Below are 22786 nucleotides of genomic sequence, written 5' to 3' on the forward strand. Positions count from 1 at the left end.
TTCCTAATGACATTTGAAGCGATCAAAGGGTTCATGGCAGTCGAGACAGCGCCACAGCGCCTTGCACGGAGTCGATCCGAAGCGGCTGACTTCCTGGGTATGTAGTGACCTGCAGCGAGGACATTCGGCGCGGGCTTCGGTGCGAAGCGATCGCGATCCCGCGCCCCGGGGCGGCGGTGCGATGCCGTAGACCCGAAGCTTCTCGCGCCCCTCCTCGCTGATCCAGTCGGTCGTCCAGGGCGGCGACAGGACCGTCTCGATCGCCACATAGGCAAAGCCGGCCTCATCGAGAGCCGCGCGGACGGAGGCCTCGATGACCTGCGTTGCGGGGCAACCGGTATAGGTCGGCGTGATGGTCACGGTCGGAGGGTCGCAACGCACCCCTCGGACGATGCCCAGGTCCGTCACCGACACCGCCGGTATCTCCGGATCGGGAACGGCAGCGAGAACCGTCATGATCCGGTCGACAACGGTGTCGTCAACGACCTCCGAAACCATCTCGATCACCAGACGGCGTCAGGATAGGTGCGCGGCAGATATTGCATCGTCGCGAGCAGATGGCCGAGATGCTCGCCATGATGGCCCACCCTGCCGCCTGTGAGGGCACGAGGATATTCGGGAAGGGGCAAGGTCGCCTCGCGCAGCACATTTCCGACGGTCGCGTCGAAAGACTGGCGAAGCTCGGCCCGATCGACCGCGATGCCCGCGCGGATCAACGACTCCTCGACCTCATCGCTTTGGAACATCTCGTCGACGAAGCGCCAGTACCAGTCCAGGCCATCGATCATGCGCCGCCGGCTTTCCTCGGTACCATCTCCGAGACGGATCACCCAGTCGGAGGCAAGTTCGGCATGATACTGCACTTCCTTGACCGCCTTGGCGGCGATCTCCGCAACCCGCGGATCGGACGAACCGGTAAGCCCCTCGAACAGCGACAACTGCATGGTGGAGAACAGGAATTGCCGCGCGATGGTCTGCGCGAAATCGCCGTTCGGTTGCTCGACAAGCAAACAGTTGCGGAAGGCAAGAACATCCCGGTGGAAAGCGAGCCTGTCGCCGTCGCGGCCCTTGCCTTCCACCTCCCCCGCGAGGTTGAGAAACAGGCTCGCCTGACCGATCAGGTCGAGGCCGATATTGGCGAGGCTGAGATCGATCTCTAGTGCCGGCGCATGCCCGCACCATTCGGTGAGGCGTTGGCCGAGGATCAGGCTGTCATCGCCAAGGCGCAGCAGATAGTCGAAGAGCGCACCATGACGCTCGACCACTGCGCCCGCGTCGAAGCTGCCGCCCGCCTGCGCCCTTTCGGCCGCGGCAACATCACTCGGCTGGATGGTCGGAAGCGACGGCGCCATCACATATGCCCCACAGCTTCGGGAATGTCGTAGAAAGTCGGATGGCGATAGATCTTCGTCTCCGCGGGCTCGAACATCGGGCCCGACTGATCCGGATCGGAGGCGACGATATCGCTCGACTGCACGACCCAAAGGCTGACGCCTTCCAGCCGCCGGGTATAGACGTCGCGCGCATGACGCAGGGCAAGCTCCCCATCGGGCGCGTGCACCGACCCGACATGCTTATGGCTCAACCCGCCCTTCGACCGGATGAAAACCTCCCAGAGCGGCCAATCGTGGCTCATCAAAATCGTCCTTGTTTATGGTGTCGAGTGGCCTCAGGCGGCAAACCTTGCCCGGCGTTTGGCTTCATGGGCGTCGGCCGCCTCGCGGACCCACGCGCCCTGCTCCCAAGCGTCGCGTCGAGCCTTCATCCGCTCCTTGGCGGTCGGTCCCTCGCCGCGAACCACGGCGTAGAACTCCTCCCAGTCGATCTCGCCGAAATCATAGCCTTCCTTCTCGGCGTTCCAGCGAAGGTCGGCATCGGGGATCGTCAGGCCCAGGAACTCCGCCTGCAGCACGGTCGCATCGACGAATTTTTGGCGGAGATCGTCGTTGCTGTCGCGCTTGATCCGCCAGCGGAAGCCTTGCGCGGAATTCGGCGAATCCGCGTCGGGCGGACCGAACATCATCAGCGAGGGCCACCACCAGCGATTGAGCGCGTCCTGTGCCATCGCCTTCTGTTCGGCCGTGCCGGCGGCGAGCGTCATCATGATCTCATAGCCCTGACGCTGGTGAAAACTTTCCTCCTTGCAGACGCGGACCATCGCACGCGCATAAGGGCCGTAGGACGTCCGTTGCAGGGGAACCTGGTTCATGATCGCGGCCCCGTCGACTAGCCAGCCAATGGCGCCGATGTCGGCCCATGTCAGGGTCGGATAGTTGAAGATAGTGCTGTATTTGGCCTTGCCCGCGTGGAGCGCCTCGATCATCTCCTCGCGGCTCGTACCGAGGGTCTCAGCCGCGCAATAGAGATAGAGCCCATGACCGCCCTCGTCCTGCACTTTGGCAAGGAGGATCGCCTTGCGTCGCAGCGACGGCGCACGTGTCAGCCAGTTGCCTTCCGGCAGCATGCCGACGATTTCGGAATGCGCGTGCTGCGAGATCTGACGAACAAGCGTCCGGCGATATGCTTCGGGCATCCAGTCCTTCGGCTCGATGAATTCGTCGGCCGCCACCCGCGCCTCGAAGGCGGCGACCAGTTCCGGATCCTCCGACACGATCGAAACGGGGGCGACCTTACCGCCCTGCTCCTTGAGCTCGGTGGTATACATCGACTGTCTCCTTCTCAGTACGAATCTCGTATATAATTCACCGACCGGACGGTCAACTAATTTCGTTCGTTTCAAACCCGCTCGATGATCGTGGCGATGCCTTGCCCCACCCCGATGCACATCGTGCACAGGGCATAGCGGGCGCCGCGGCGCTGAAGTTCCTCGGTCGCGGTCAGCATGAGCCGCGCGCCCGACATGCCCAAAGGATGGCCGAGCGCGATCGCGCCGCCGTTCGGGTTCACATGCTCCGCATCGTCGGGCAGGCCGAGCCGGCGCAACACAGCCAGGCCCTGACTGGCGAAGGCTTCGTTGAGCTCGACGATATCCATGTCGCCGATCGCCAGCCCGAGCCGCGCGAGCAGCTTTTCGGAGGCCGGCGCAGGACCGATCCCCATGATGCGAGGGGGAACGCCCGCAACCGCGCCGCCCACTACGCGCGCGCGCGGCGCGAGACCATATTTCGCGGCGGCCGCCTCGCTTGCCACGATCACTGCGGCTGCGCCGTCATTCACACCGGATGCATTACCGGCTGTAACCGTCCCGTCAGGACGTACGATCGGCTTCAGCCTGGCGAGTGTCTCGACGCTCGTCTCGCGTGGATGCTCGTCACGGGATACGAATATGGGATCGCCTTTCTTTTGCGAGATCGCGACCGGAACGATCTCGGCATCGAACCGCCCGGACGCCTGGGCTGACGCCGCACGACGCTGGCTTTCGGCCGCGAACCGATCCTGGTCCTCGCGGGTCACATGGAAATCCTGCGCGACATTCTCCGCAGTCTCCGGCATCGAATCGATACCGAATTCAGCCTTGAGGGCCTTGTTGACGAAGCGCCAGCCGATGGTCGTGTCGTAAACCGCATTGGACCGCGAAAAGGGACCGTCCGCCTTGGGCATGACGAACGGTGCGCGGGTCATGCTTTCCACGCCGCCTGCGACGATGAACTCGGCCTCGCCTGCCTTGATCGCGCGGGCAGCCATGGCAATCGCGTCCATCCCGGAGCCGCACAAGCGGTTGACCGTGGTGCCTGGAGCCTGCTCACCGAAACCTCCGAGCAGCGCGGCCATGCGGGCGACATTGCGATTGTCCTCCCCGGCCTGATTGGCGCAGCCGAGGATGACGTCGTCGAGAGCCGCCCAATCCGCCCTGGGATTGCGCGCGACAAGGGCCCGGATCGGGACCGAAGCGAGGTCGTCGGCGCGCACGCCGGCGAGGCTGCCGCCATAGCGGCCAACAGGTGTACGGATCGCGTCACAGATGAAAGCGTCAGGCATGGTCTTGGTTCTCCGATGGCAGGATCGCACCGCCGACGGTGCGGGAAAGGCCGTGAAAGGACGCAATATCGCGCCCCTCGCTCGTTCGCACCGTCACCGCGTAGGCGCCGCTGCGGCCGGACAGCATGACTTCGCGGGCTTCGGCGATCAGACGGTCACCGCGTCTGGCAGGACCGAGGAAGCTGATCGAGGCGGCATGCGCCACGGTGAAGGCGTCATGGGAGTTACAGGCATAGGCGAAGGCCTGATCGGCCAGCGTGAAGATGGCGCCGCCGTGAGCGGTGTCATAACCGTTTAGCATAAGGCCGCTGACGGTGACGGCGATACGGGCGTATCCGGTGCGCACCTCCTCGATCTCGATCCCCCACTCGGCTCCCATCGTCTCGCGCGTCCGCAGCAGGTCGGCGATCGCTCTTGCTTGCGCGTCGCTCACAGGCGGTCGAGCCCGTGAGATGGGGCGTAGAGGAGATCGCCGGTGGCAGCAGCGATATGGGAGAGTGTCTGCTTCAGCCTTGCAGGCCCGAAATCCCGGGCCCAGGCCAGTGGCCCGCGCGGATAATTGGCGCCGTGGAGCATCGCCTCGTCGATGGCTTTGGCAGGCGCGACGCCATCCTCGACAGCGTCCGCCGCCCCGTTGGCAATCTGCGCCAGGGTGCGCAGAACGATCTGGCCGGGTCGGTCGGGAATGAGAAGAAGCCGTTTGTCGAGAGCCCCGGCAAGACTGGCAACGGCCGCGGCCGAACGCTCATCGCGCGCCGATGCGATCAGGACCGGCGAGACGGAATGATCATGAACATGATCGAGCAGGACATCGACGTCCGCTCGTTCATCGAGCGTGCGGCCATCTCCCTTCGCCATGACGACGCCGTCGACCGAAATGCTGTCGGCCGGTATTCCCCTCGCGGGCGAGGTCGGCAACCTGTCGCGCAGCCAAAGAAAGTCGTCCGCGTTCGGGGCGGCAGCGATTTGAGGCGCTGGCTTCTGGGTGGCGGCCGTCCGATTGGCCTGTCCTGTTCCGTCGGCGGAGCCATAATCATAGACCCCCCTGCCCGACTTGCGGCCGAGACGTCCTTCGTCCAGCAGCCGCGCTTGCGCCGGCTGCGGCCGAAACCGCGCGTGAGGGGAAATCCCTTCGAAGACCGAGCAGGCAGACGCATAGTTCACGTCATGACCGATCATATCCGCGAGCGTGAGCGGCCCCATCCGGAACCCGCCTCCGCCGCTGACCGCGTCGTCGATCAACGCCGCTTCGATTCCCTCGTCGAGCGCCAGAAATGCCTCGGCATAGAAGGGCCGCGCCACGCGATTGACAATGAAGCCGGGCACATCCTTCACAGCGACCGCGTGCTTGCCCCAAGCCGCCATGAGGCCGGTCAGGCGCTCGACAATCATTGAGTCGGTCGCTGCACCCGCGACCACCTCGACGAGCTTCATCGCGGGCACCGGGTTGAAGAAATGAAGCCCCGCGAAACGCTCGGGATAGGGCAGGCTAAGAGCCATTCCGGAAATCGAGAGCGATGAGGTGTTGCTGGCGATAACCGCATCCCGCCCTGCGACAGCGCCGACATCGGCAAAGAGCCTTTGCTTGACCTCGAGGTCTTCGAGCACGGCCTCGATGATCAGGCCCGCACCTGCGACGTCGGCCAGGTCCTGCGACCATCGGACACGGCCGGCGATCATATCGGCATCATGCTGCTCGAGCCGCGAGCGTGCGACCAGCGCAGCGAAAGACTTTGCGAGGATCTGACGACCGCGATCGAGCGCGCTCGCGTCGCGGTCGATCACCACCACCTCGTGCCCCGCCGTCGCGGCTACCTGCGCTATCCCGCTACCCATCGTGCCCGCGCCGATGACCGCAACCTTCATGTTCATCCGAATCTCCTTGGGGTCTTTCCTAGCCAGCAATTTCCCGCTTGCCAATAATAGTCCGACCGGGCAGTCTATTAAAGAGGATGAATCGGAAAGGGTGTTGATGAGTTACCAGACCATCGACTTCGATCTGGCGGACGGCGTGGCGAAGCTCACGTTGAACCGGCCGGATCGGTTGAACAGCTTCACCACGCAGATGCACGAGGAGGTCGCGGCCGCGCTCGACATCGCGGCCGCGGACAAGACTGCCCGCGTGCTCGTGCTGACCGGCGCCGGCCGTGGCTTTTGTGCCGGCCAGGATCTTGCCGATCGCGCGGTCGCGCCGGGAGACGAGGCCGTGGATCTGGGAGATTCCGTCGAGCGATTTTATGCGCCCCTGATCCGCCGGATCACGGATCTCGAAAAACCCACCATCTGCGCGGTCAACGGCGTCGCCGCCGGCGCGGGAGCCAATATCGCGCTCGCCTGCGACATCGTCATTGCCGCGCGCAGTGCCAAATTCATTCAGTCCTTCGCCAATATCGGGCTCATTCCCGACTCCGGGGGCACCTGGGTCCTGCCGCGCCTCGTCGGCCAGGCGCGGGCGCTCGGGCTGGCGCTCACGGGCGAGCCTCTTCACGCCGACACGGCCGAGCGCTGGGGCATGATCTGGAAATGCGTCGATGACGATGCCCTAGTGGCCGAAGTTGATGGGCTGGCGACGCGCTTCGCGGCCGGCCCCACCCGAGGCCTGGCCGCGACCAAAAAGCTTATTCGCCAGTCCTGGCTCCAGTCGCTCGAGAACGAACTCGACCTGGAACGTGACGCAATGCGCGAACTCGGCTTTTCCGAGGATTATCGCGAAGGCGTCGCCGCCTTCATGGCGAAGCGCAAGCCGCAGTTCACGGGACGCTGAACCAGGATTTCGAGCAAGAGGATTATATGACGAACTTTCCGATCACCCTGCAGAATTACGCGCTCGATGAGTGGAAGACGGCGGCAGGAGACCTATCCGAGGTGCGTTCCGCGATCACCGGCGAGACGGTCGCGCTTACGGGCAGCCAGGGCCTCGATTTCGAGGCGATGCTCAAGCATGGCCGTGAGGTCGGGGGGCCCGCTCTGAGAGCAATGACGTTCCACCAGCGCGCCTTCATGATCAAGGCCATCGCGCAGGCGATCATCGAGCGGAAGGATGAGCTTTACGAGCTCTCCTACCAGACAGGCGCCACACGTACCGACAGCTGGATCGACATCGAGGGCGGCGCGGGAACCTTGTTCACGACGTCATCCAAGGGCAGGCGCGAGCTACCTGACGACACGATCCTCATCGACGGGCCCATGGAGCCGATCGGAAAGCGGGGCACCTTCATCGGCCAGCACGTCTATACATCGCTCCAGGGCGTCGCCTTGCACATCAACGCCTTCAACTTCCCCGTCTGGGGCTTGCTGGAGAAGCTCGGACCCACCCTTCTGGCAGGCGTTCCGGCCATTGTGAAACCGGCTTCATCGACTGGCTATGTGGCGGAAGCAGCGGTGCGGATCATGCTGGAAGCCGGCGTCCTGCCCAAGGGCGCGCTGCAGCTCATCATGGGCTCCACCGGCGATCTGTTCGAACATCTCACCTGCCAGGACGTCGTGTCCTTCACCGGCTCCGCCCAGACCGCGATGAAGCTCCAGTCGCATCCGACGATCGCTGAAGAGTCGGTCCGCTTCATTGCCGAGCGGGATTCCCTCAATGCGTCGATCCTCGGTCCCGACGCGACGCCGGACAGCCCCGAGTTCGACCTCTTCATCAAGGAGGTCGTGCGTGAGATGACCGTGAAGGCCGGTCAGAAATGCACCGCCATCCGGCGCGCCTTCGTGCCGGTGGCCCTGCTCGACGATGCCGAAGCCGCGCTCAAGGCCCGACTTGCGAAGGTCGTCGTCGGCGATCCCCGGATCGAGGGCGTTACCATGGGGGCGCTCGCCAGCGCCTCGCAATTGGCTGATGTGCGCGACAAGGCACGCGAACTTGCGACAGAGGCGCGCCTCGCCTTCGGCACCATCGACGGTGTCGAGGTCACCGGCGATGCAGTCGGGAGCGGCGCCTTCATTTCCCCGCTGCTCTTCCGGGCCGACGATCCCTGGAGCGCCAATCTGATTCACGACGTCGAGGCGTTCGGTCCTGTTTCCACCCTGATGCCCTACAAGGATCTCGATGATGCGATCGCGCTCGCCAATCGCGGAAAGGGCAGCCTCGTACTCTCGGTCTTCACCTATGCCCCGGATATCGCGCGCGAATTCATTCTTGGTGCGGGCGCTTATCACGGCCGTGTCATTTTCATCGATCGGGACTGCGCCAAAGAATCGACCGGGCACGGCTCGCCCCTGCCGATGCTGATCCATGGCGGCCCCGGACGTGCCGGCGGCGGCGAGGAGATGGGCGGCGTTCGGGGCGTGAAGCACTATATGCAACGCAGCGCTTTGCAGGGTAGTCCGCGGACAATCTCGGCCATCGTCGGTCAATGGCTGCCCGGCGCGCCCAAGCCGGTCGAAGGCGAGCACCCCTTTCGGCTGCGCTTTGACGAGCTGGCGATCGGCAAGACCTTCGACACCGCGTCGCGCACGATCACGCTCGAGGATATCGAACATTTCGCGACCTTTACGGGCGACACCTTCTACGCCCATATGGACGAAGAAGCGGCCGCGGCGAACCCGTTCTTTCCGGGCCGCGTGGCGCATGGCTACCTGCTTCTGTCCTTCGCCGCGGGGCTCTTCGTCGACCCGGCTCCCGGCCCTGTGCTGGCCAACACCGGGCTTGATTCACTTCGCTTCGTAAAGCCCGTCTCGCCCGGCGAGGCTATCAAGGTTTCGTTGACGGTGAAGGCCAAAACCCGGCGCAACGACGACTATGGCGAGGTTCGTTGGGCCGTGAACGTGACCGACACGGCGGAGGATACAGTTGCTGCCTACGAGCTGCTCACGATGAATGCCTTCTGAGCTATAAGAGGACGATGGGAGAGGAATATGGATTACGGCCCAAACACACGAGACGAATTGGAGGCGCTCCAGCTTGAGCGACTGCAATGGTCGGTCACGCATGCCTATCGCAACGTCGCGAGTTTCCGAGCCAAATGCGAGCTCAGGGGCGTGAGCCCGGCCGACATCCGGTCGCTGGCCGACATCGCTCTTTTGCCCTTTACAACCAAGGCGGACCTGCGCGCGGCCTATCCCTTCGGGATGTTCGCGGTTCCGCAGGAGCAGGTCTCGCGCGTTCATGCCTCATCCGGGACGACCGGTCGCCCCACTGTCGTCGGGTACACTGCCAACGACATCAAGACATGGTCCGGGCTGATCGCGCGCTCCATTCACGCCGCGGGCGGCCGACCCGGTATGAAGGCCCACATAGCTTATGGCTATGGGCTGTTCACCGGCGGTCTCGGTGCCCACTACGGGGCTGAAGCGCTTGGTTGCACGGTCATTCCGATGTCCGGTGGGCAGACCGAGAAGCAGGTCCAGTTGATCCAGGACTTCAGGCCCGAGATCATCATGGTGACGCCAAGTTACATGCTTTGCATCCTCGACGAGTATCGCAAGCAAGGCCTTGATCCGCGCGCGACGTCCCTGCGCTATGGGATTTTCGGCGCAGAACCCTGGACCGAAGCGATGCGGCGCGAAATCGAGGAGGCGTTCGACATCCGGGCAAGCGACATCTACGGTCTGTCGGAGGTCATGGGTCCGGGCGTTGCCCAGGAGATCGCGGGAACGTCAGGCCCGACGATCTGGGAAGATCATTTCATCCCGGAGATTGTCGATCCCGAGACCGGAGAAGTGCTTCCCGAAGGCGAGGAAGGCGAACTCGTCTTCACGTCGCTCACCAAGGAGGCGCTGCCGATCATTCGCTACCGCACTCGCGATCTCACCCGCTTGCTGCCCGGCGAAGGGCTTCCCTATCGGCGCATCGCCAAGATCGTCGGCCGGAGCGATGACATGCTGATCATCCGCGGCGTGAACGTGTTCCCAACCCAAATCGAGGAGCAGGTTCTCAAATGCCCGGGCCTGGCGCCACATTTTCTCATCGAGGTCAGCCGGCCTTCGCGAATGGATGAGGTGTTGATCGAAGTCGAGCCGCGCGGCGACCTCGACCAGGAGACAGGCGCCGCTCAGTGCAGCCTGCTTGCAGGTTATGTGAAGGAAGTCATCGGCATTACGGCCCGAATCAATCTGCGGCGGACTGGCGAGATTTCGCGATCCACCGGCAAAGCCTCTCACGTTCGCGATCTGAGGCTTCAGGCGCTTCGCGCCTGAAGCCTCGCGCCTTGACGTACCCGATGGAGGCGGAAGCACCGATACCTGCCGCGACCCTGATCGTCATGCGTGACGGGCCGACAGCTCCCGAACTGCTCGTCGTCGAACGCGCGGCGGGATTGCGTTTCGCAGGCGGTGCGGTCGCCTTCCCTGGCGGTCGGATCGATCCGGCTGACCACGCCTGGGCTGACCACCCGCTGGACGCGGCGGCCAAGGTCGCCGCAATCCGCGAGACGGCGGAAGAAACGGGCATCCTGATAGCGGCTGAACCCCGACCGTGCAAACAGGCTATGTTCGAGATCGGGGCGGCGCTTCGCGCTGGCAGTTCCCTGTCAACCGTCTTGGTGGAGCAGAAAGCCAGGCTCACGATCGCGGACCTAGTCCCGTTTGCGCGCTGGTGCCCGATGGGCCTACAGAAGCGTCCCTTCGACACGCATTTTTTCCTCGCTCGGGCCCCGGAGGATCTCCCGCTGCCGGTCCCCGACGGTGCGGAGGTTGCCCGTGTCTTCTGGGCGAGTGCGGAAGCTTTGCTCGACAGCGCGGATCAGGGGACGACAAAGCTTATCTTTCCCACCCGCCGCAATATCGAGCGATTGGCACGTTTCGGGAGCTTCGCAGAGGCCTGGGAGGATGCTGCAAAGCATCCTATAAGGACGGTGGCCCCCTGGATCGAGGAGCGTGCGAGCATTCCCTATCTCTGCATTCCCGAAAATCTGGGATATCCCGTGACGACGGAACGTCTCGACAAGGCGATATTGGGCTGATCGGCTACTGGTATCGACTGCCACTGCGGGGAAGCGGCAGTCGATGCCAGGCGTATAATCATCAATAGGCGATGCAGACCGACTTCACCTCGGTGTAGGGATCGAGCGAACGAATGCCGAAGTCGCGGCCGATGCCGGATTCCTTGAACCCGCCGAACGGCATGTTCGGATCGATCAGATTATGGCAGTTCACCCACACCGTCCCGGCCTTGATCCGAGGGGTGAGTTCCATCGTCTTCTTCAGGTCGTTGGTCCAGAGCGAGGCGGCCAGCCCCATGTCGCTGTCGTTGGCGAGCCTGATCGCCTCGTCCTCGCTGTCGAAGGGCGTTACCGTGACCAGCGGACCGAACACTTCCTGGCGCGAGATGGCGATACCCGCATCCGCGTCCACAACGACGGTCGGGCGTACATAATAGCCCGGAAGATCGGGCTGATCGCCCCCAGCCACGATCCTGGCGCCCTCTGCCCGAGCCTTGGTGACATGATCCAGGATCTTCTGGCGATGGCCCGCCGAAACGACCGGGTTGATCTGGGCCGTGGGATCGAGCCCTGGCCCGATCGCCATCCCGTCGACCGCAGCTGCCAGCGCTTTCACGAAAGGATCGTAGATGTCGCGCGCCACATAGAGCCGCGAGGAGGCCGCGCAGACCTGGCCATTGTTGAAAAAGCCGCCAAGGATCGCGCCCTGCACCGCCTGCTCGATCGGAGCATCGGCGAGGAAGATCGCCGGATTTTTCCCGCCGAGCTCAAGCGAGGTTCGCAGCATCCGCTCGGCCGCGCTTCGCGCGATTGCCTTGCCGGTCGCTGTCGATCCGGTGAAACTGATCTTCGACACCAGTGGATGATCGACCAAGGCCTTTCCAGCGCGACCGTCACCGGTCACGAGATTGAGGACGCCATCGGGTAGGCCTGCTTCCCGGCCCAATTCGACAAGGCGGATACTGGTCAAGGGCGTGAGTTCGGACGGCTTGAGGACGACCGTGCAGCCCGCCGCGAGCGCCGGCATGATCTTCCACAGCCCGATCATCATCGGAAAGTTCCATGGCGAAATCGCGCCGACCACGCCGATGGGCTCGCGCCGCGTCGAGGCATTGTACCGACCGCCCGGAATGGCACCGATCGAGACATCGAAGGTTTCGCCCGTGACCTTGGTGGAGAGGCCCGCAATATAGCGCATATAGGAAGGGGCGCCGCCGATATCGACGTAGCGGGAAATGTTGATGGACTTGCCCTGGTTGAGGGTTTCCAACTGGGCCAGCGCCTCGGCATTCTGTTCGACGAGATCCGCGAATTTCAACAGTAGCCGCTCGCGCTCCGCCGGGGCGAGCGCAGACCAGGCGCCGCTCTCGAAGGCCGAATGGGCGCTGCGCACCGCGTCGTCGACATCCCGAGCGTTCGCGTTGACAACAGACGCTATCCGCTCGCCTGTCGCGGGGTTGTAGACGTCGATCCGGTCGCTACTGCGAGCGTCTCGCCAGGCCCCGTCGATGAACAGGCCATGCTCGGTGCCCAGGAAGGCGGTAACGTCGTTGAGGGGGGTCACGATATTGGAAGCGGTTGCCATATCTCTCTCCTGTATATCTTGCCGGTAATACCGGTCAGAGCGCGAGGGTTTCCCCCGTCATCACGGTCACAAGCTTGCCCGCGAATTCCATGGCGTCCTTCCCGCACGCTGCATTTTCCGGACTCTTGAGCGCCGCCGCCAATGCGGCGTCATCCGCAAAGCTCATCTCCGCCATCAGGAAGACACCCGCCTCTCCGACCAGCGTCCTGTTGATCCGGGTAATGGCCGCGTCGACGAGGCCGGGCAACGCGCGCACCAGCGGCATATGCACCTCGCGATAGTGTCGCAGGAATTCCTCGGCGTCCTCCGGGGCCCGATAAAGGGCAAGCATCTTCTTCATGGAATCTCTCCCGCTTTCTGTGTGCAGATGATCATTAATAGCATGAACGGTCGGACGGCCAATCGCAAGCGTTATGGCATCGGCATGGCCAAATGGATGGATGGCTAGTTCGAGATTGGCTCGTCCGGCCGGACGAAAGGCGGCTGTGGCCTGGCCAGCGCAGGATCGATGCGGGCGAGAAGGTCACGGCTCTGCATCATACTCGCCGCCGCGAAGTCGATGAAGGCCCTCGCCCGTCGCGACGGGTAGCGGGACTGGGGATAGACGATGCTCACCGCGATTGAAGGCAGGAAATAGTCCCGCAGCAGGATCTTCAGCGATCCGCGTTCGAACCCCTCGATCGCCAACCACGCCGGCACGATCGCGATGCAGTGACCGTCCGTCGCGGCTTCACAGGCGGTGTCGTCGCTGTTGGTGATAAAACGCCCGCTGACCTTGATGGCCTGCCGGCCGTTCTCCGAATCAAATGCCAGAACACCATCGGCCATCCAGGGCGCGCAGGCCACCTCGTGGTCTTCGAGATCGATAGCGGTTTCCGGCGTCCCGTTGCGGGAGAGGTACTCCGGTGACGCCACCACGAGCCATTCGAACCGCCTGACGGTTCGTACGATAAGGGGACCTTCCGAAGGCGCGTCCGTCACCACCGCGAGTTCGAACCCGCCGGCGGCCAGGTCTGGCGCCTGCTCGGCGACAATGAGCTCAACCGAGACCTGGGGATTGAGCTCGAGAAATGTGTGGACCAGCGGCCGTACGAGACACCGTCCCAGGGTGTGCGGGACAGCGATCTTCAAAAGTCCGCTCGCTTCCGGCTGCTGTCCATGCACGACGGCGTGAGCCATCTCGGCCGCATCGAGCATGCGCTGCACATGCTCATGAATGCGTCCCGCCTCAGGCGTGGGCCGGATCTGGCGAGTCGTTCGGTGGAACAACTGGATACCAAATTCCTTTTCGAGCGCCGCTATGTGTTTGCTGACGGTCGATTGGGCGACGCCAAGCTGCCGACCAACGGCGGAAAAAGAGCCGAGTTCCATCATTTTCGCGAAGGCGGCGTAGGCTTCGAGGCGGTCTGTCATGCTTATTCCAATTGGAATATATACTAGAACGATCAGGCGATTTACGCCTGAACGCTCGGTCGGTAAATAGGATAAAACAAAACAAGCAATCCCCGCTCACCGCGAAAGGAAGAGGATATGACGAAATCGATCGGCATCGTCGGCGCCGGCACCGCAGGCCTCCATCTTGGCCTTCACCTTATCGAGAACGGCGTCGAGGCAACGATCTACACCGATCGGCGGCCTGAGGAATATGCTTCCATGCGGCTCCTCAACACCGTGGCTCACCATCATGTCACCGTGTCCCGCGAGGACAAGCTCGGCGTCAACCATTGGCCTGATGCCGGCTATGCAGGGCATTATTATTATATTGGCGGTCCGCAGCCGCTGGAGTTCTACGGCAAGCTCGAGAAACCGAGCCGCGCGGTGGATTATCGCATCTACCAGCCCGCACTGATGGAGGATTTCGCAGCGCGCGGCGGCACCATCGTCTACGAGCCAATTGCGCACGAAGATCTGCCGGAGCTTTCCGAAAAGCACGATCTCATCGTGATATGCACCGGCAAGGGGCCGTTCGGGCAGATGTTCGCCCATGAGCCTGCCTATTCGCCTTTCGATCGTCCCCAGCGTGCGTTGTGCGTCGGCCTCTACAAGGGTATCCGCGAGACGGAAACACGGGCGGTCACGATGTTCTTTTCGCCGGGACAAGGCGAGATGATCGAAATTCCTACCCTCTCGTTCGATGGCATGGTCACCGCGCTCGTCATGGAAAATCATATCGGCGGCGATCTCGAGATCCTCGCCAAGACCAAATATGACGACGATCCGAAGGCCTTTATCGCGCTTCTTCTCGAAAAGCTGAAGAAACACTATCCGACCTGCTACGAGCGTATCGATCTCGATACTTTCGATCTCGCCAACGGCCCGCTCGACATTCTCCAGGGCGGCGTGACGCCAACCGTGCGCGCGAGCTACACCAGGCTGTCGAACGGCAAGCTCGCTGTCGCGCTCGGCGACGTTCAGGCCGTGGTCGACCCGGTCCTGGGCCAGGGCGCGAACATGGCATCCTATGCCGGCGTGGTCCTCGGCGAAGAAATCGTGGCCAATGAGGTGTTCGACGAACGCTTCATGGAGAAGGTCGACGCACGTCGCCGCGACCGGGTGCTCAGCGCTACCCGCTGGACCAACTACATCCTCCGCGGCTTCAACACGCTCGCTCCCGAGCTTCTGCAGTTCATCGGTGCGATCAGCCAGAATCCTCCACTTGCGGACGAGTTCACGGAGAACTTCAACTTCCCGGAAAAGCAGTGGGATTGTTTCTCCAGCCCCGAGCGCGTCCAGCGTTGGATCGAGCAGCGCCTCTCGGTGCCGGCGAACGACGCAGAACTTACAGTTGCAGCTGAATGAGGAAGGTCGGCCGGCCGCTGGGGTGCGGGCCGGCCTTCACCTTCTTCGGAGACGACCCATGTCCGTAAACGATGACATTTTTCGCAAAGCCCTCTCCTGTCTCGCGGCCGGTGTGAGCATCGTATCCACGCAACGTGAGGGCGATCGACGCGGAGTGACAGCAACAGCCGTTTGCTCGGTTTCGGCGTCTCCGCCTACCATCCTCGCCTGCGTCAACACGGCGACCGGCACGTGCCAGATGATCAAGGAAACCGGTCTGTTCGCGGTTAACCTGCTGGCGCACCATCATCAGCCCGTAGCGGAGGTGTTCGCGGGCCGGAACGGCCTGCAGGGCGACGACCGGTTCGATCATGGCGACTGGACTGCGGGCGACGTCCATGGCCTTCCGATCCTTCAGACCGCGCTGGCGGCGATCGAATGCCGCGTCGATCATCAGGTGCAGGCCGGCACCCATCTCGTATTCTTCGGCGTCATACAGGGCGTTTATTTCGCGGATCATCCGCCATTGCTGTTTCACGGTGGACGCTTCCACGCGCTTCCGATCGCCGCCGCCGCCTGAGGTGCAAAACACCCAGGACCAACAAGAGGAGAGGATTACATGGCAACTTTGGCGTCCCGCCCGGAAGCAACGGCTTCCTCAACGGACAAGGACGATGCGTTTCATCGTGTGGCTTTGCGCAATGTCATGCTTGGCAACGGCGTCCTGATGATCTTCATGGCGCTCGTCGGCGGCCTCGGCCTGTGGATGTATCTGCTAGGCGGGATTTTCCCGCTCCCCGGCATCGACTGGAAGTTCCAGCTCCCCGGCTCGGCTGAAGGCTGGGCGCGCGCCCACACCGGACCTGTTATGAACGGACTGATGGTGATCGCGGTCGCGTTTATCCTGCCGCTGCTTTCCTTCACGCCGAAGCAGGCCCGCCTCTGGGGCTGGATCGTCGTTCTCGACGGTTGGTCGAACACCGGTTTCTATTTCTTCGGAAACTGGGCGCCGAACCGCGGCCTGTCATTCGGCCCGAACAAATGGGGCGATGCCAACGTCTTCAGCTTCCTCGCGCTAGCTCCTGCCTATCTGTTCGGTGTCCTGGTGATGGTCGCGCTGTTCATGATCGGGCTGCGCGCGATCCAGGATGCTCGGCGCTGAACTGCCCAGACACGTATCGGAATACGATTCAGTAGAGCGCAGCACATTGCGCCATGGGAGGATGATCGATGAAAGTGAAAATGGTAGTCGCGGTGTGCGCGGCCTGCATAGCGGTACCTGCGCTGGCCGACACGCCGGAGCCCGGTGCCGACGCGACATCCCGAGCGGCGGACGTCCCCGCACCCGTTGCGGAAGAGCCCCCTTTCAAGCACTGGTTCGTCCGCGCCGGGCCGGCCGAAGTGATTTACGATGAGGGTGCCAAGATTTCTGTTGGGGGGCAGCAGGTCCCCGGTGCCAGCGTTCGGGTCAAGAACAATTTCACCGGCGAGATCGAGGGTGGTTATTATTTCAACCCGAACGTCTCCGTATCCCTGACGGTCGGCGCACCGCCTACCGCTACGCTGTACGGCACCGGCCCGTTAACCGGGCTCAAGCTGGGCAAGGTGACCTACGGTCCGGCCGTCGCCGCCGTCCAGTATCACATCACCAACTTCGGCAAGCATTTTCAGCCTTATTTGGGTTCCGGTATCAACTACACGATCGTGCTCAAGAATCACGATGCAACGGTTCAGAACCTCAAGGTCAAGAGCCCGGTGGGCGTAGTACTCCAGGGCGGCATCGAGAGCTGGTTGAGCAACCGCTTGAGCCTCTTTGTCGACGCCAAGCAGATTTTCCTCAACACGACCGCTCGCGGTACGGTGGCGGGCGCTCCGGCGAAGGCCAACATCCGTATCAATCCGCTGATCGTGACAGGGGGGCTGAGCTTCCATTTCTGACAAGCGGGTTCGGCGCGACGAAGGTAAGCCGGTTCAGAAGATAAGGATATCATGATCGTCATATCCTGTCCCAAATGTGGCATCCGGGGCTGCATAGCCTCCCCCCCGGTTTCCACTGCGGGGAACGATAATATTGATATGCGCAAATTTCTCCCGCCGGAGGGATTTCGCAAAGTCCAGATCGGATGGAGGGCCGGCGATGTGCGACTTTATTGCGCTGCCTGTGGGGTGCCGGGCGAAACCAAATTTGCGGACGAGTGCCGAGATTAGCTGAGCCTCGTTCGGGAACAAAGGAAAAAGCGGGTGCGAGTGCGACGGCGGAAACGAAGTTGGCGGCGAGCTTGTCATTCTCCTCCCTGCCAAGTGAGCCGACGCTCCTCCCTTCCGCGAAGGCGGACGCGAATGACGGCCGCTGTGTAGCAAGGTGCCGATGCAGCTCAACCGCCGGGAATGATGCAAAAGGGCTTTTCTGCCCGGCACCTTGGGTCCAAAGCGTAGCTGAAGCGTCACACTACCAGAGGATCGCATGAGATTAGGAATATTTGCCCCGCTCGCCGTCGGAGCTCTCGCATACCTCGTCCTGGTCACTTTGGACGCCTTGCACATCGCGGAACATTCTGCACTGCGTGCGCCGCTCGTAGCAGGATGTGGTGGCGCGTTATTCTATTGGCTGGGTAGAAAAATCAAGCGCAGCGGATCGACGCAGCGGTAACCGTCAGAGGTCATGTTCGTCTGCCTGATGTGAATGGGGGCGGCACCGGGCCGCATCGATCAGCCGGCCGCATAGTCCTTATAAAGAGCATTTTCGATCGACTCCCGAAGCGTCCTGATTGAGCTGCAAGCACTGCGACAGAGGATCGGGTCGTTCGCCGAGGGAGGAACCGTTTCGCAATTGCCACCCCTTATGTTCGACCGAAAACCCCTGCCGAGCGACGCGGCGCAAGTGCGTCAATCCTGTGGATAAAGTTTGATGACCGATTGATTCCGCTCTCCTGACCTATCAGATGGCTGCAGCCAACAAGGCGCGGTAACGTTCAATAGCTGCGAACGATTCACTCGTTCTAAGTTTGAAAAAGTTCGATACGTGTCCAAGGCGGCTCACCATCTGCGCTCAACAGCGCAGAATTGCGCGATTAAGCCATTCTTTGCCGCTCGCTGGTACAGCGCACAGGTACAGCGAGCATTTTAATGGCCCTAATGGCGACACCCTGGAAACACCCTTCGACCGGCGTTTATTACCTGCGCCGGCAGATCCCCGAGAAGCTGCGCCCCGCATTCGACGGCAAGGCGCTGTGGAAGGTTTCGCTCGGCACGAAGAATAGCAACGATGCCACGGTGCTATTCCTTCAAGCCAATGCCGCACTCGAACAGCGGTTCGAAGAGGCACGGACCCGGCTCAAGGCAACGGGCAGCCCCTGCCCTTCCGCGCGCGACCGTGCCGACGAGATGGTCGCGGCCTATTTCCAAGGTCCCGAGTTTAGGGCTGGCGGACTGGATGGTGAAGAACGGCTGCTACTGGCCAGGCTTGAACTCGATCGTGGGTTGTGGAACGCGACCCCGACCGGATGCAGTTCCCCTGCCTCACTGCATGACCAGCAATGGTGGGAAATGGCGAATAACGCCGCACTGTTCCGCGATCATCCCGGACGCAAGCCGACCCTAGGCCATGCGCCCGGTACGATCTGGCGCTGGGGCGATGAAAGCTTCCGTCCTGATGCCAGAAACCAACAGATTGGCCGTATCGTCAGCCAGATCGCCCGGCACAATAACACTACAGCATCCGATCTCCCCGAAGGCATCGAGGCCGCGATCAGGACCTATCTCGACGCGGTCCCGGTCGAAACGCCCAAGGCCCGCAAGCGTCGTCCGACCTCGGGCCGTCTACGCCCCGACGTGCGCCTGATGGAATTGTTCGCGGACTGGCAGGCGGTGATGCAGCCCTCCCTGCAGAGCGCGCACGAGTATGAGGGTGCTGCACGCGATTTCATCGATTTCATCGGCGACATCCCCGTCGAGGAGGTCGTCAACAACGACCTCCTCGATTATCGCGACGAGGCGGCCCATCTGCCTGCCTCCATGCCGCGCGCCGATCGCGGGCTGAGCTTTACCGAACGCCTCGATCGCCATCGGCATTCCGATACGCCCCGGATCAGCCCTGCGACGCTCAAGAAACGGGTGGGCGCGATCCAGGCGCTGCTGAGCTTCGCCAAGGGCCAGAAGTGGATCAGCCGCAACGAGGGCCGCGATGTGCCGATCCTCGGCTATTCCAAGACCGGTGCCGCCGCTCGCCAGACCTTTCAGGAAGAGGAGTTGCAACGGCTGTTCGCCAGTCCTCTGTTCACCGCCCCCGCGACGTGGAAGCAGGATCGTCTGGTAAGCGACATGACGCTGTACTGGCTGTTCCTGCTCGGCCTGACGACCGGTGCCCGACTGGAGGAAGTCGGCCAGGCCATGATCGCCGATGTGAAGGCCGATGGCACCATCACCTATATCGACATCGACGATTATGCGGCCGAGGCCAGCGGTGACGGTAAATCGATCAAGACGGCAACGTCACGCCGGCTCGTACCTGTCCATGCCAAGCTGATCCAGCTGGGCTTTCGCGACTATGTCGACGCGGTGAAGAAGGCCGGACACACTCGACTTTTCCCCGATCTGGTTCCCAACGGCTTCGGCAAGCGGACCAAGGAGGCCTCGCGCATCGCCAACCGTGTCATCGATCGATACGTCTCGACCGACGCCCGGTTGGTCTTCCACAGTTTCCGCCATGGCTTCAAGGATCTCGCTCTGGAAGCCGGCGTGCTGGAACGGATCGTCGACCAGATCTGCGGTCACGCCGCAACCACAGTCGGGGGAAAATATGGTCAAGGCGTTCGCTTGGCGATCCTGAACCGCGAGCTTCATAAAGTCGATTGGTCGTTTCTCGATTGGGCCGCATTGGCTCAGGCAAGCGCCGACGTAGACTGGACTAAGCGGTTCGAATAAATTTCCGTCGCCTGAGCCGCTGTCAAGCTGACAGCTTTCGACCAGCTCAAGACCTTCAACGTCGTTGATGTCAGCGTCGGCTTTTGCTGTAATTCACCATTCGGGTCGCGCAAACCGGCGGGTCCGCTTTCCGACGAAGCGCGCGGCATGATCGGAACGCCGTGATCATGGCGGCGAGGCGAGCGCGCTTTGCCGAAGTACGGCGGTCATCCGCCCTTGGGCAGTTTGCGGATGGACGGCGGTGACGATCGCCTCGATCACAGGCGGTTCCAACCCCGCGCGTCCCCAGTCAAGATGGACAGGCGCGTCATAGGCGAGCGCAAGCGGCTCCTCGCCTGGCGGCGCCAGCAAGTTGGTCCAGCGGATGTTGGGGCGGGTGCGCAGGCGCGACGGCCACGCCCCGTCCAGTGCGTTGGCCTTGAGCACGATCTGCAGGCAAACCGAACCCATAGTGGTGACGAACAGCATATAGGGGGTGTCCCGGCTGACGGAGGCCCGTCGCAATAGCGCTGCGGCAAGCAGCGGCGGAGAATTGCCGATAATCGAGAAGGAGATTCCGACGGCCATGTGCGGCAGCAGATCGTCGTCGGGTGAGCCAAGCCAGTCGATGATCTTCGTGAAGTTCGGCAGTTCGTCGTCCGGCAGCAGCGCCACTGCCATTTTGACCAGCGCCCTGTAAGCCTTGGCCGGAACGAAGCGCTCGGTCCCGCCAGAGATACGGAAGACAAGTTCGCCAGTCTTGAAGTTCACGCCGAAATGGTCGCTGAACGGCGTGCCGTTGGCGCGCATAGAGATGGACCGCTGGCCATCGACGATCTGGTGGCGGATCGATGCGGGGCCGTTGGTGCGTCCGGTTTGGCGCACCTTGTTGCCCTTGCCCTGTGTGCCGCCGACCGTGAGGATCGCGCCCATGCTCTTGACCAGCGCGTCGTCGAATGCGCCGAACCGCGCGTTGCAGGCATCGCATTCGTCGAGCGACGTCACCCATTTATTGCCGAACGCTTCGGGCAGCGTATGAGCGACGTTGCGAAACGTACGGGGGTCGGTCTCTCCGCAGAACCGGCAACGCCCCTTCGTGCCCAACGTGACGCCCGGCTCGCCCAAACTGCCCTGGACCATGGCGACAATCGCATAGTCAGGGCAGTCGAGCGTCGCATCAGGGGGCGTGGACAAGACCATTCTCCATCTTCATCTATGTCGTGGCAGCAGCGCCGGATCGATCGCGGCGCGGCGACCGCGATCTGGGTTTTGCGCGCGAGCGGCTCGCGCGGCGAGCGACCGCGGCCTCGCGGATCGCCTTCTCGTCTTTGGCGATCGCCCGCTCGGACTGCGCCAGCGCGCGCGGGATGCGGTCATGCAGCTTGTTGAGCGCCATCAATTGCGCGATCTTGTCGAGCGTCCACGACGTCGGCAGCAACAGCATCGTGATGTGCATGAGACTCAAGGCCAGATTCTGGCCGGGCTCGACAAACCCTACATTGCTGGCGCCCGCGATTACGGCATATTGGCGGTCGAGCGAGCCAAGTCGATAGGCGATGCCCTTGGTGCTCGCATGCACATTATGGCTCGCCATTTTGTAGTGCGATCGCATCATCGCCCGGCCGGCGGCATCCTCGATATTGCTGAAATTGGGTCTCGGGTTGCCCAGATGCGCCGCGACCCAGCCATAGTCGCCGCCGAAATCCTTGCCGTAACGGCTGATCGCATCGGCATAGTCGCGCTCGATCCGCGCGGCCGCGCGGATCGAGAACGGCGCATAGCCGAGCTTCGGATGGCATTGCTGATATTGCCCGAGCCCCTTTTTCGCCTCGACGATCTCGTGGGCGAGATAGCGTTCGGCCAAGGCTTCGCCGCCATCGCCCAGCACCATCGCGACGCAGGCGACCTCGTGCAGCGTGCGCCACCGCGCCATGGCGCCGTCGGCATAGCCATTCTCCATCAGCACCATGATCTCGGACGCGATCTGGATGGCGCGGACATGAAGGTGGGAGAGCGCTTTGTTGAGATGGGCGCGACGGCGCGATCGCGAGCGACTGGCCCGACGATAAAAATCGGTGCCGATGTCGCGCGACAGCTCAATCAGCATGCGAAGCGCGTCGAAGCCTTTTCCCCAGCGCGCCTGAAGGTTGAACCGAAACTGATCCATCTGGATGTCCGTCGCCTCGCGCCAAGCCGCCCAGTCGCGTTCGTATTGGCGCAACATCGTGACCGCCGCGGCCTCAGCCGCGCCGTGGATCAACTCAGGTATCGTTTCACTGATCTTGTCGACATATTCCTGCGCGCGGGCGATGTCAGCGTCGGTAAATTCGAGCACGATCTCCTCGTCGGTCTCGAATTCGAGGACATCCCCGTCGTCGCCATCCTCTTTGTCAGAGCCGGCACCAAGCAGTTGATCAACTATCTGCTCGACCAGTTTTTCATTCTCGGCATGCCCGGCTGCCTTGAGCTTGTCTCGTACTAGCTCCATCGCGATGATCCGCGGCATGGTTGCCAGTTGCTCTTCAAGCACGGATTGCAACGAACCCATCAACCGATTCCCACTGTCTCAAATGGGGTGGAAACGTAGCGGAACGAAAGGGAAACGACAACGGCGCAGCCATGCACGCGCCATCGTCGATCATCCATCAGAAACGGCGGCGCGACGTTGTCCGCTTGCCGCCCGGACTATATGATCGCGATCGCA

General features: G+C 62.5%; 21 protein-coding genes. 9 read left to right on the top strand and 12 right to left on the bottom strand.

Going from position 1 to position 22786, the window contains the following annotated elements; translation table 11 throughout:
• Window positions 1-3: 3 nt before the first annotated feature.
• Genes paaD through SPHME3_RS0114770 form a run of 7 tightly spaced genes read right to left on the bottom strand, consistent with a single transcriptional unit; the run spans window position 4 to window position 5811 of the window.
• The gene (paaD, locus tag SPHME3_RS0114740) at window positions 4-498 is read right to left on the bottom strand and encodes a 1,2-phenylacetyl-CoA epoxidase subunit PaaD (RefSeq protein ID WP_026189119.1); all 495 of its coding nucleotides are present in this window, start codon (window positions 496-498) and stop codon (window positions 4-6) included.
• 5 nt (window positions 499-503) lie between these two features.
• Window positions 504-1352, bottom strand: coding sequence for a 1,2-phenylacetyl-CoA epoxidase subunit PaaC (paaC, locus tag SPHME3_RS0114745; protein ID WP_018250992.1), 849 nt, complete (start codon window positions 1350-1352; stop codon window positions 504-506).
• Window positions 1352-1636, bottom strand: coding sequence for a 1,2-phenylacetyl-CoA epoxidase subunit PaaB (gene paaB / locus SPHME3_RS0114750; protein ID WP_018250993.1), 285 nt, complete (start codon window positions 1634-1636; stop codon window positions 1352-1354). Before paaB ends, paaC begins: the two co-directional genes overlap by 1 nt.
• A 33-nt stretch (window positions 1637-1669) precedes the next feature.
• Window positions 1670-2740, bottom strand: coding sequence for a 1,2-phenylacetyl-CoA epoxidase subunit PaaA (gene paaA / locus SPHME3_RS0114755; protein WP_231376763.1), 1071 nt, complete (start codon window positions 2738-2740; stop codon window positions 1670-1672).
• The gene (pcaF, locus tag SPHME3_RS0114760; RefSeq protein WP_018250995.1) at window positions 2737-3939 is read right to left on the bottom strand and encodes a 3-oxoadipyl-CoA thiolase; all 1203 of its coding nucleotides are present in this window, start codon (window positions 3937-3939) and stop codon (window positions 2737-2739) included. The genes paaA and pcaF overlap by 4 nt, the downstream gene beginning before the upstream one ends.
• A complete protein-coding gene (gene paaI / locus SPHME3_RS0114765) occupies window positions 3932-4372 on the bottom strand; it encodes a hydroxyphenylacetyl-CoA thioesterase PaaI (RefSeq protein ID WP_018250996.1) in 441 nt (146 codons plus the stop codon). The genes pcaF and paaI overlap by 8 nt, the downstream gene beginning before the upstream one ends.
• Window positions 4369-5811: a 3-hydroxyacyl-CoA dehydrogenase NAD-binding domain-containing protein gene (locus SPHME3_RS0114770; RefSeq protein WP_018250997.1), complete on the bottom strand. Its 1443-nt coding sequence runs from the start codon at window positions 5809-5811 to the stop codon at window positions 4369-4371. The genes paaI and SPHME3_RS0114770 overlap by 4 nt, the downstream gene beginning before the upstream one ends.
• Window positions 5812-5911: 100 nt before the next feature.
• On the opposite strand from SPHME3_RS0114770, the gene paaG reads away from it, so the two are divergent.
• The 4 genes from paaG to SPHME3_RS0114790 are packed head-to-tail and all read left to right on the top strand — an operon-like array spanning window position 5912 to window position 10838.
• A complete protein-coding gene (gene paaG / locus SPHME3_RS0114775; RefSeq protein WP_018250998.1) occupies window positions 5912-6703 on the top strand; it encodes a 2-(1,2-epoxy-1,2-dihydrophenyl)acetyl-CoA isomerase PaaG in 792 nt (263 codons plus the stop codon).
• A 26-nt stretch (window positions 6704-6729) separates the two neighbouring features.
• A complete protein-coding gene (paaZ, locus tag SPHME3_RS0114780; protein WP_018250999.1) occupies window positions 6730-8766 on the top strand; it encodes a phenylacetic acid degradation bifunctional protein PaaZ in 2037 nt (678 codons plus the stop codon).
• 27 nt (window positions 8767-8793) lie between these two features.
• Complete coding sequence (locus SPHME3_RS0114785; protein WP_018251000.1) at window positions 8794-10074, top strand: AMP-binding protein; 1281 nt, start codon at window positions 8794-8796, stop codon at window positions 10072-10074.
• Window positions 10075-10085: 11 nt separating this feature from the next.
• A complete protein-coding gene (locus SPHME3_RS0114790) occupies window positions 10086-10838 on the top strand; it encodes an NUDIX hydrolase (RefSeq protein ID WP_037476633.1) in 753 nt (250 codons plus the stop codon).
• Window positions 10839-10899: 61 nt separating this feature from the next.
• Here SPHME3_RS0114790 and SPHME3_RS0114795 read toward each other — a convergent pair whose 3' ends face one another.
• The 3 genes from SPHME3_RS0114795 to SPHME3_RS0114810 form a co-directional block, all read right to left on the bottom strand.
• Entirely contained in the window at window positions 10900-12402 is a 1503-nt protein-coding gene (locus SPHME3_RS0114795; protein WP_018251002.1) for an aldehyde dehydrogenase family protein, read from the bottom strand.
• 34 nt (window positions 12403-12436) lie between these two features.
• Window positions 12437-12742, bottom strand: a complete 306-nt coding sequence (locus SPHME3_RS0114800) for an EthD family reductase (RefSeq protein ID WP_018251003.1) — start codon at window positions 12740-12742, stop codon at window positions 12437-12439.
• A 104-nt stretch (window positions 12743-12846) separates the two neighbouring features.
• Complete coding sequence (locus tag SPHME3_RS0114810; protein ID WP_018251004.1) at window positions 12847-13815, bottom strand: LysR family transcriptional regulator; 969 nt, start codon at window positions 13813-13815, stop codon at window positions 12847-12849.
• A gap of 117 nt (window positions 13816-13932) precedes the next feature.
• Between SPHME3_RS0114810 and styA the strand changes: the two genes are divergently transcribed.
• From styA to SPHME3_RS0114835, 5 genes are all read left to right on the top strand, one after another.
• Window positions 13933-15201: a styrene monooxygenase subunit StyA gene (styA, locus tag SPHME3_RS0114815; RefSeq protein ID WP_018251005.1), complete on the top strand. Its 1269-nt coding sequence runs from the start codon at window positions 13933-13935 to the stop codon at window positions 15199-15201.
• 58 nt (window positions 15202-15259) lie between these two features.
• Window positions 15260-15760, top strand: a complete 501-nt coding sequence (locus SPHME3_RS20800) for a flavin reductase family protein (RefSeq protein ID WP_026189122.1) — start codon at window positions 15260-15262, stop codon at window positions 15758-15760.
• A gap of 39 nt (window positions 15761-15799) precedes the next feature.
• Complete coding sequence (styC, locus tag SPHME3_RS0114825; RefSeq protein WP_196801629.1) at window positions 15800-16342, top strand: styrene-oxide isomerase StyC; 543 nt, start codon at window positions 15800-15802, stop codon at window positions 16340-16342.
• A gap of 68 nt (window positions 16343-16410) precedes the next feature.
• Entirely contained in the window at window positions 16411-17118 is a 708-nt protein-coding gene (locus SPHME3_RS0114830; RefSeq protein ID WP_081614872.1) for an OmpW/AlkL family protein, read from the top strand.
• Window positions 17119-18315: 1197 nt separating this feature from the next.
• Window positions 18316-20103, top strand: coding sequence for a site-specific integrase (locus SPHME3_RS0114835; protein ID WP_017978530.1), 1788 nt, complete (start codon window positions 18316-18318; stop codon window positions 20101-20103).
• A gap of 165 nt (window positions 20104-20268) precedes the next feature.
• Here SPHME3_RS0114835 and SPHME3_RS0114840 read toward each other — a convergent pair whose 3' ends face one another.
• Window positions 20269-21282 (bottom strand): HNH endonuclease, encoded by a 1014-nt coding sequence (locus SPHME3_RS0114840; protein ID WP_018251009.1) that lies wholly within the window; start codon window positions 21280-21282, stop codon window positions 20269-20271.
• Between the two features lie 13 nt (window positions 21283-21295).
• Window positions 21296-22630 (bottom strand): DUF5677 domain-containing protein, encoded by a 1335-nt coding sequence (locus SPHME3_RS0114845; RefSeq protein ID WP_018251010.1) that lies wholly within the window; start codon window positions 22628-22630, stop codon window positions 21296-21298.
• Between the last annotated feature and the right edge of the window lie 156 nt (window positions 22631-22786).

This window comes from Sphingomonas melonis DAPP-PG 224 (genome assembly GCF_000379045.1).
Lineage (GTDB): Bacteria > Pseudomonadota > Alphaproteobacteria > Sphingomonadales > Sphingomonadaceae > Sphingomonas > Sphingomonas aquatilis.

Coding starts and splice junctions, on each gene's coding strand:
- paaD (WP_026189119.1), bottom strand. CDS start 498: ATGGTTTCGGAGGTCGTTGACGACACCGTTGTCGACCGGATCATGACG.
- paaC (WP_018250992.1), bottom strand. CDS start 1,352: ATGGCGCCGTCGCTTCCGACCATCCAGCCGAGTGATGTTGCCGCGGCC.
- paaB (WP_018250993.1), bottom strand. CDS start 1,636: ATGAGCCACGATTGGCCGCTCTGGGAGGTTTTCATCCGGTCGAAGGGC.
- pcaF (WP_018250995.1), bottom strand. CDS start 3,939: ATGCCTGACGCTTTCATCTGTGACGCGATCCGTACACCTGTTGGCCGC.
- SPHME3_RS0114770 (WP_018250997.1), bottom strand. CDS start 5,811: ATGAACATGAAGGTTGCGGTCATCGGCGCGGGCACGATGGGTAGCGGG.
- paaG (WP_018250998.1), top strand. CDS start 5,912: ATGAGTTACCAGACCATCGACTTCGATCTGGCGGACGGCGTGGCGAAG.
- paaZ (WP_018250999.1), top strand. CDS start 6,730: ATGACGAACTTTCCGATCACCCTGCAGAATTACGCGCTCGATGAGTGG.
- SPHME3_RS0114785 (WP_018251000.1), top strand. CDS start 8,794: ATGGATTACGGCCCAAACACACGAGACGAATTGGAGGCGCTCCAGCTT.
- SPHME3_RS0114795 (WP_018251002.1), bottom strand. CDS start 12,402: ATGGCAACCGCTTCCAATATCGTGACCCCCCTCAACGACGTTACCGCC.
- SPHME3_RS0114800 (WP_018251003.1), bottom strand. CDS start 12,742: ATGAAGAAGATGCTTGCCCTTTATCGGGCCCCGGAGGACGCCGAGGAA.
- SPHME3_RS0114810 (WP_018251004.1), bottom strand. CDS start 13,815: ATGACAGACCGCCTCGAAGCCTACGCCGCCTTCGCGAAAATGATGGAA.
- styA (WP_018251005.1), top strand. CDS start 13,933: ATGACGAAATCGATCGGCATCGTCGGCGCCGGCACCGCAGGCCTCCAT.
- SPHME3_RS20800 (WP_026189122.1), top strand. CDS start 15,260: ATGTCCGTAAACGATGACATTTTTCGCAAAGCCCTCTCCTGTCTCGCG.
- styC (WP_196801629.1), top strand. CDS start 15,800: ATGGCAACTTTGGCGTCCCGCCCGGAAGCAACGGCTTCCTCAACGGAC.
- SPHME3_RS0114830 (WP_081614872.1), top strand. CDS start 16,411: ATGAAAGTGAAAATGGTAGTCGCGGTGTGCGCGGCCTGCATAGCGGTA.
- SPHME3_RS0114835 (WP_017978530.1), top strand. CDS start 18,316: ATGGCGACACCCTGGAAACACCCTTCGACCGGCGTTTATTACCTGCGC.
- SPHME3_RS0114840 (WP_018251009.1), bottom strand. CDS start 21,282: ATGGTCTTGTCCACGCCCCCTGATGCGACGCTCGACTGCCCTGACTAT.
- SPHME3_RS0114845 (WP_018251010.1), bottom strand. CDS start 22,630: ATGGGTTCGTTGCAATCCGTGCTTGAAGAGCAACTGGCAACCATGCCG.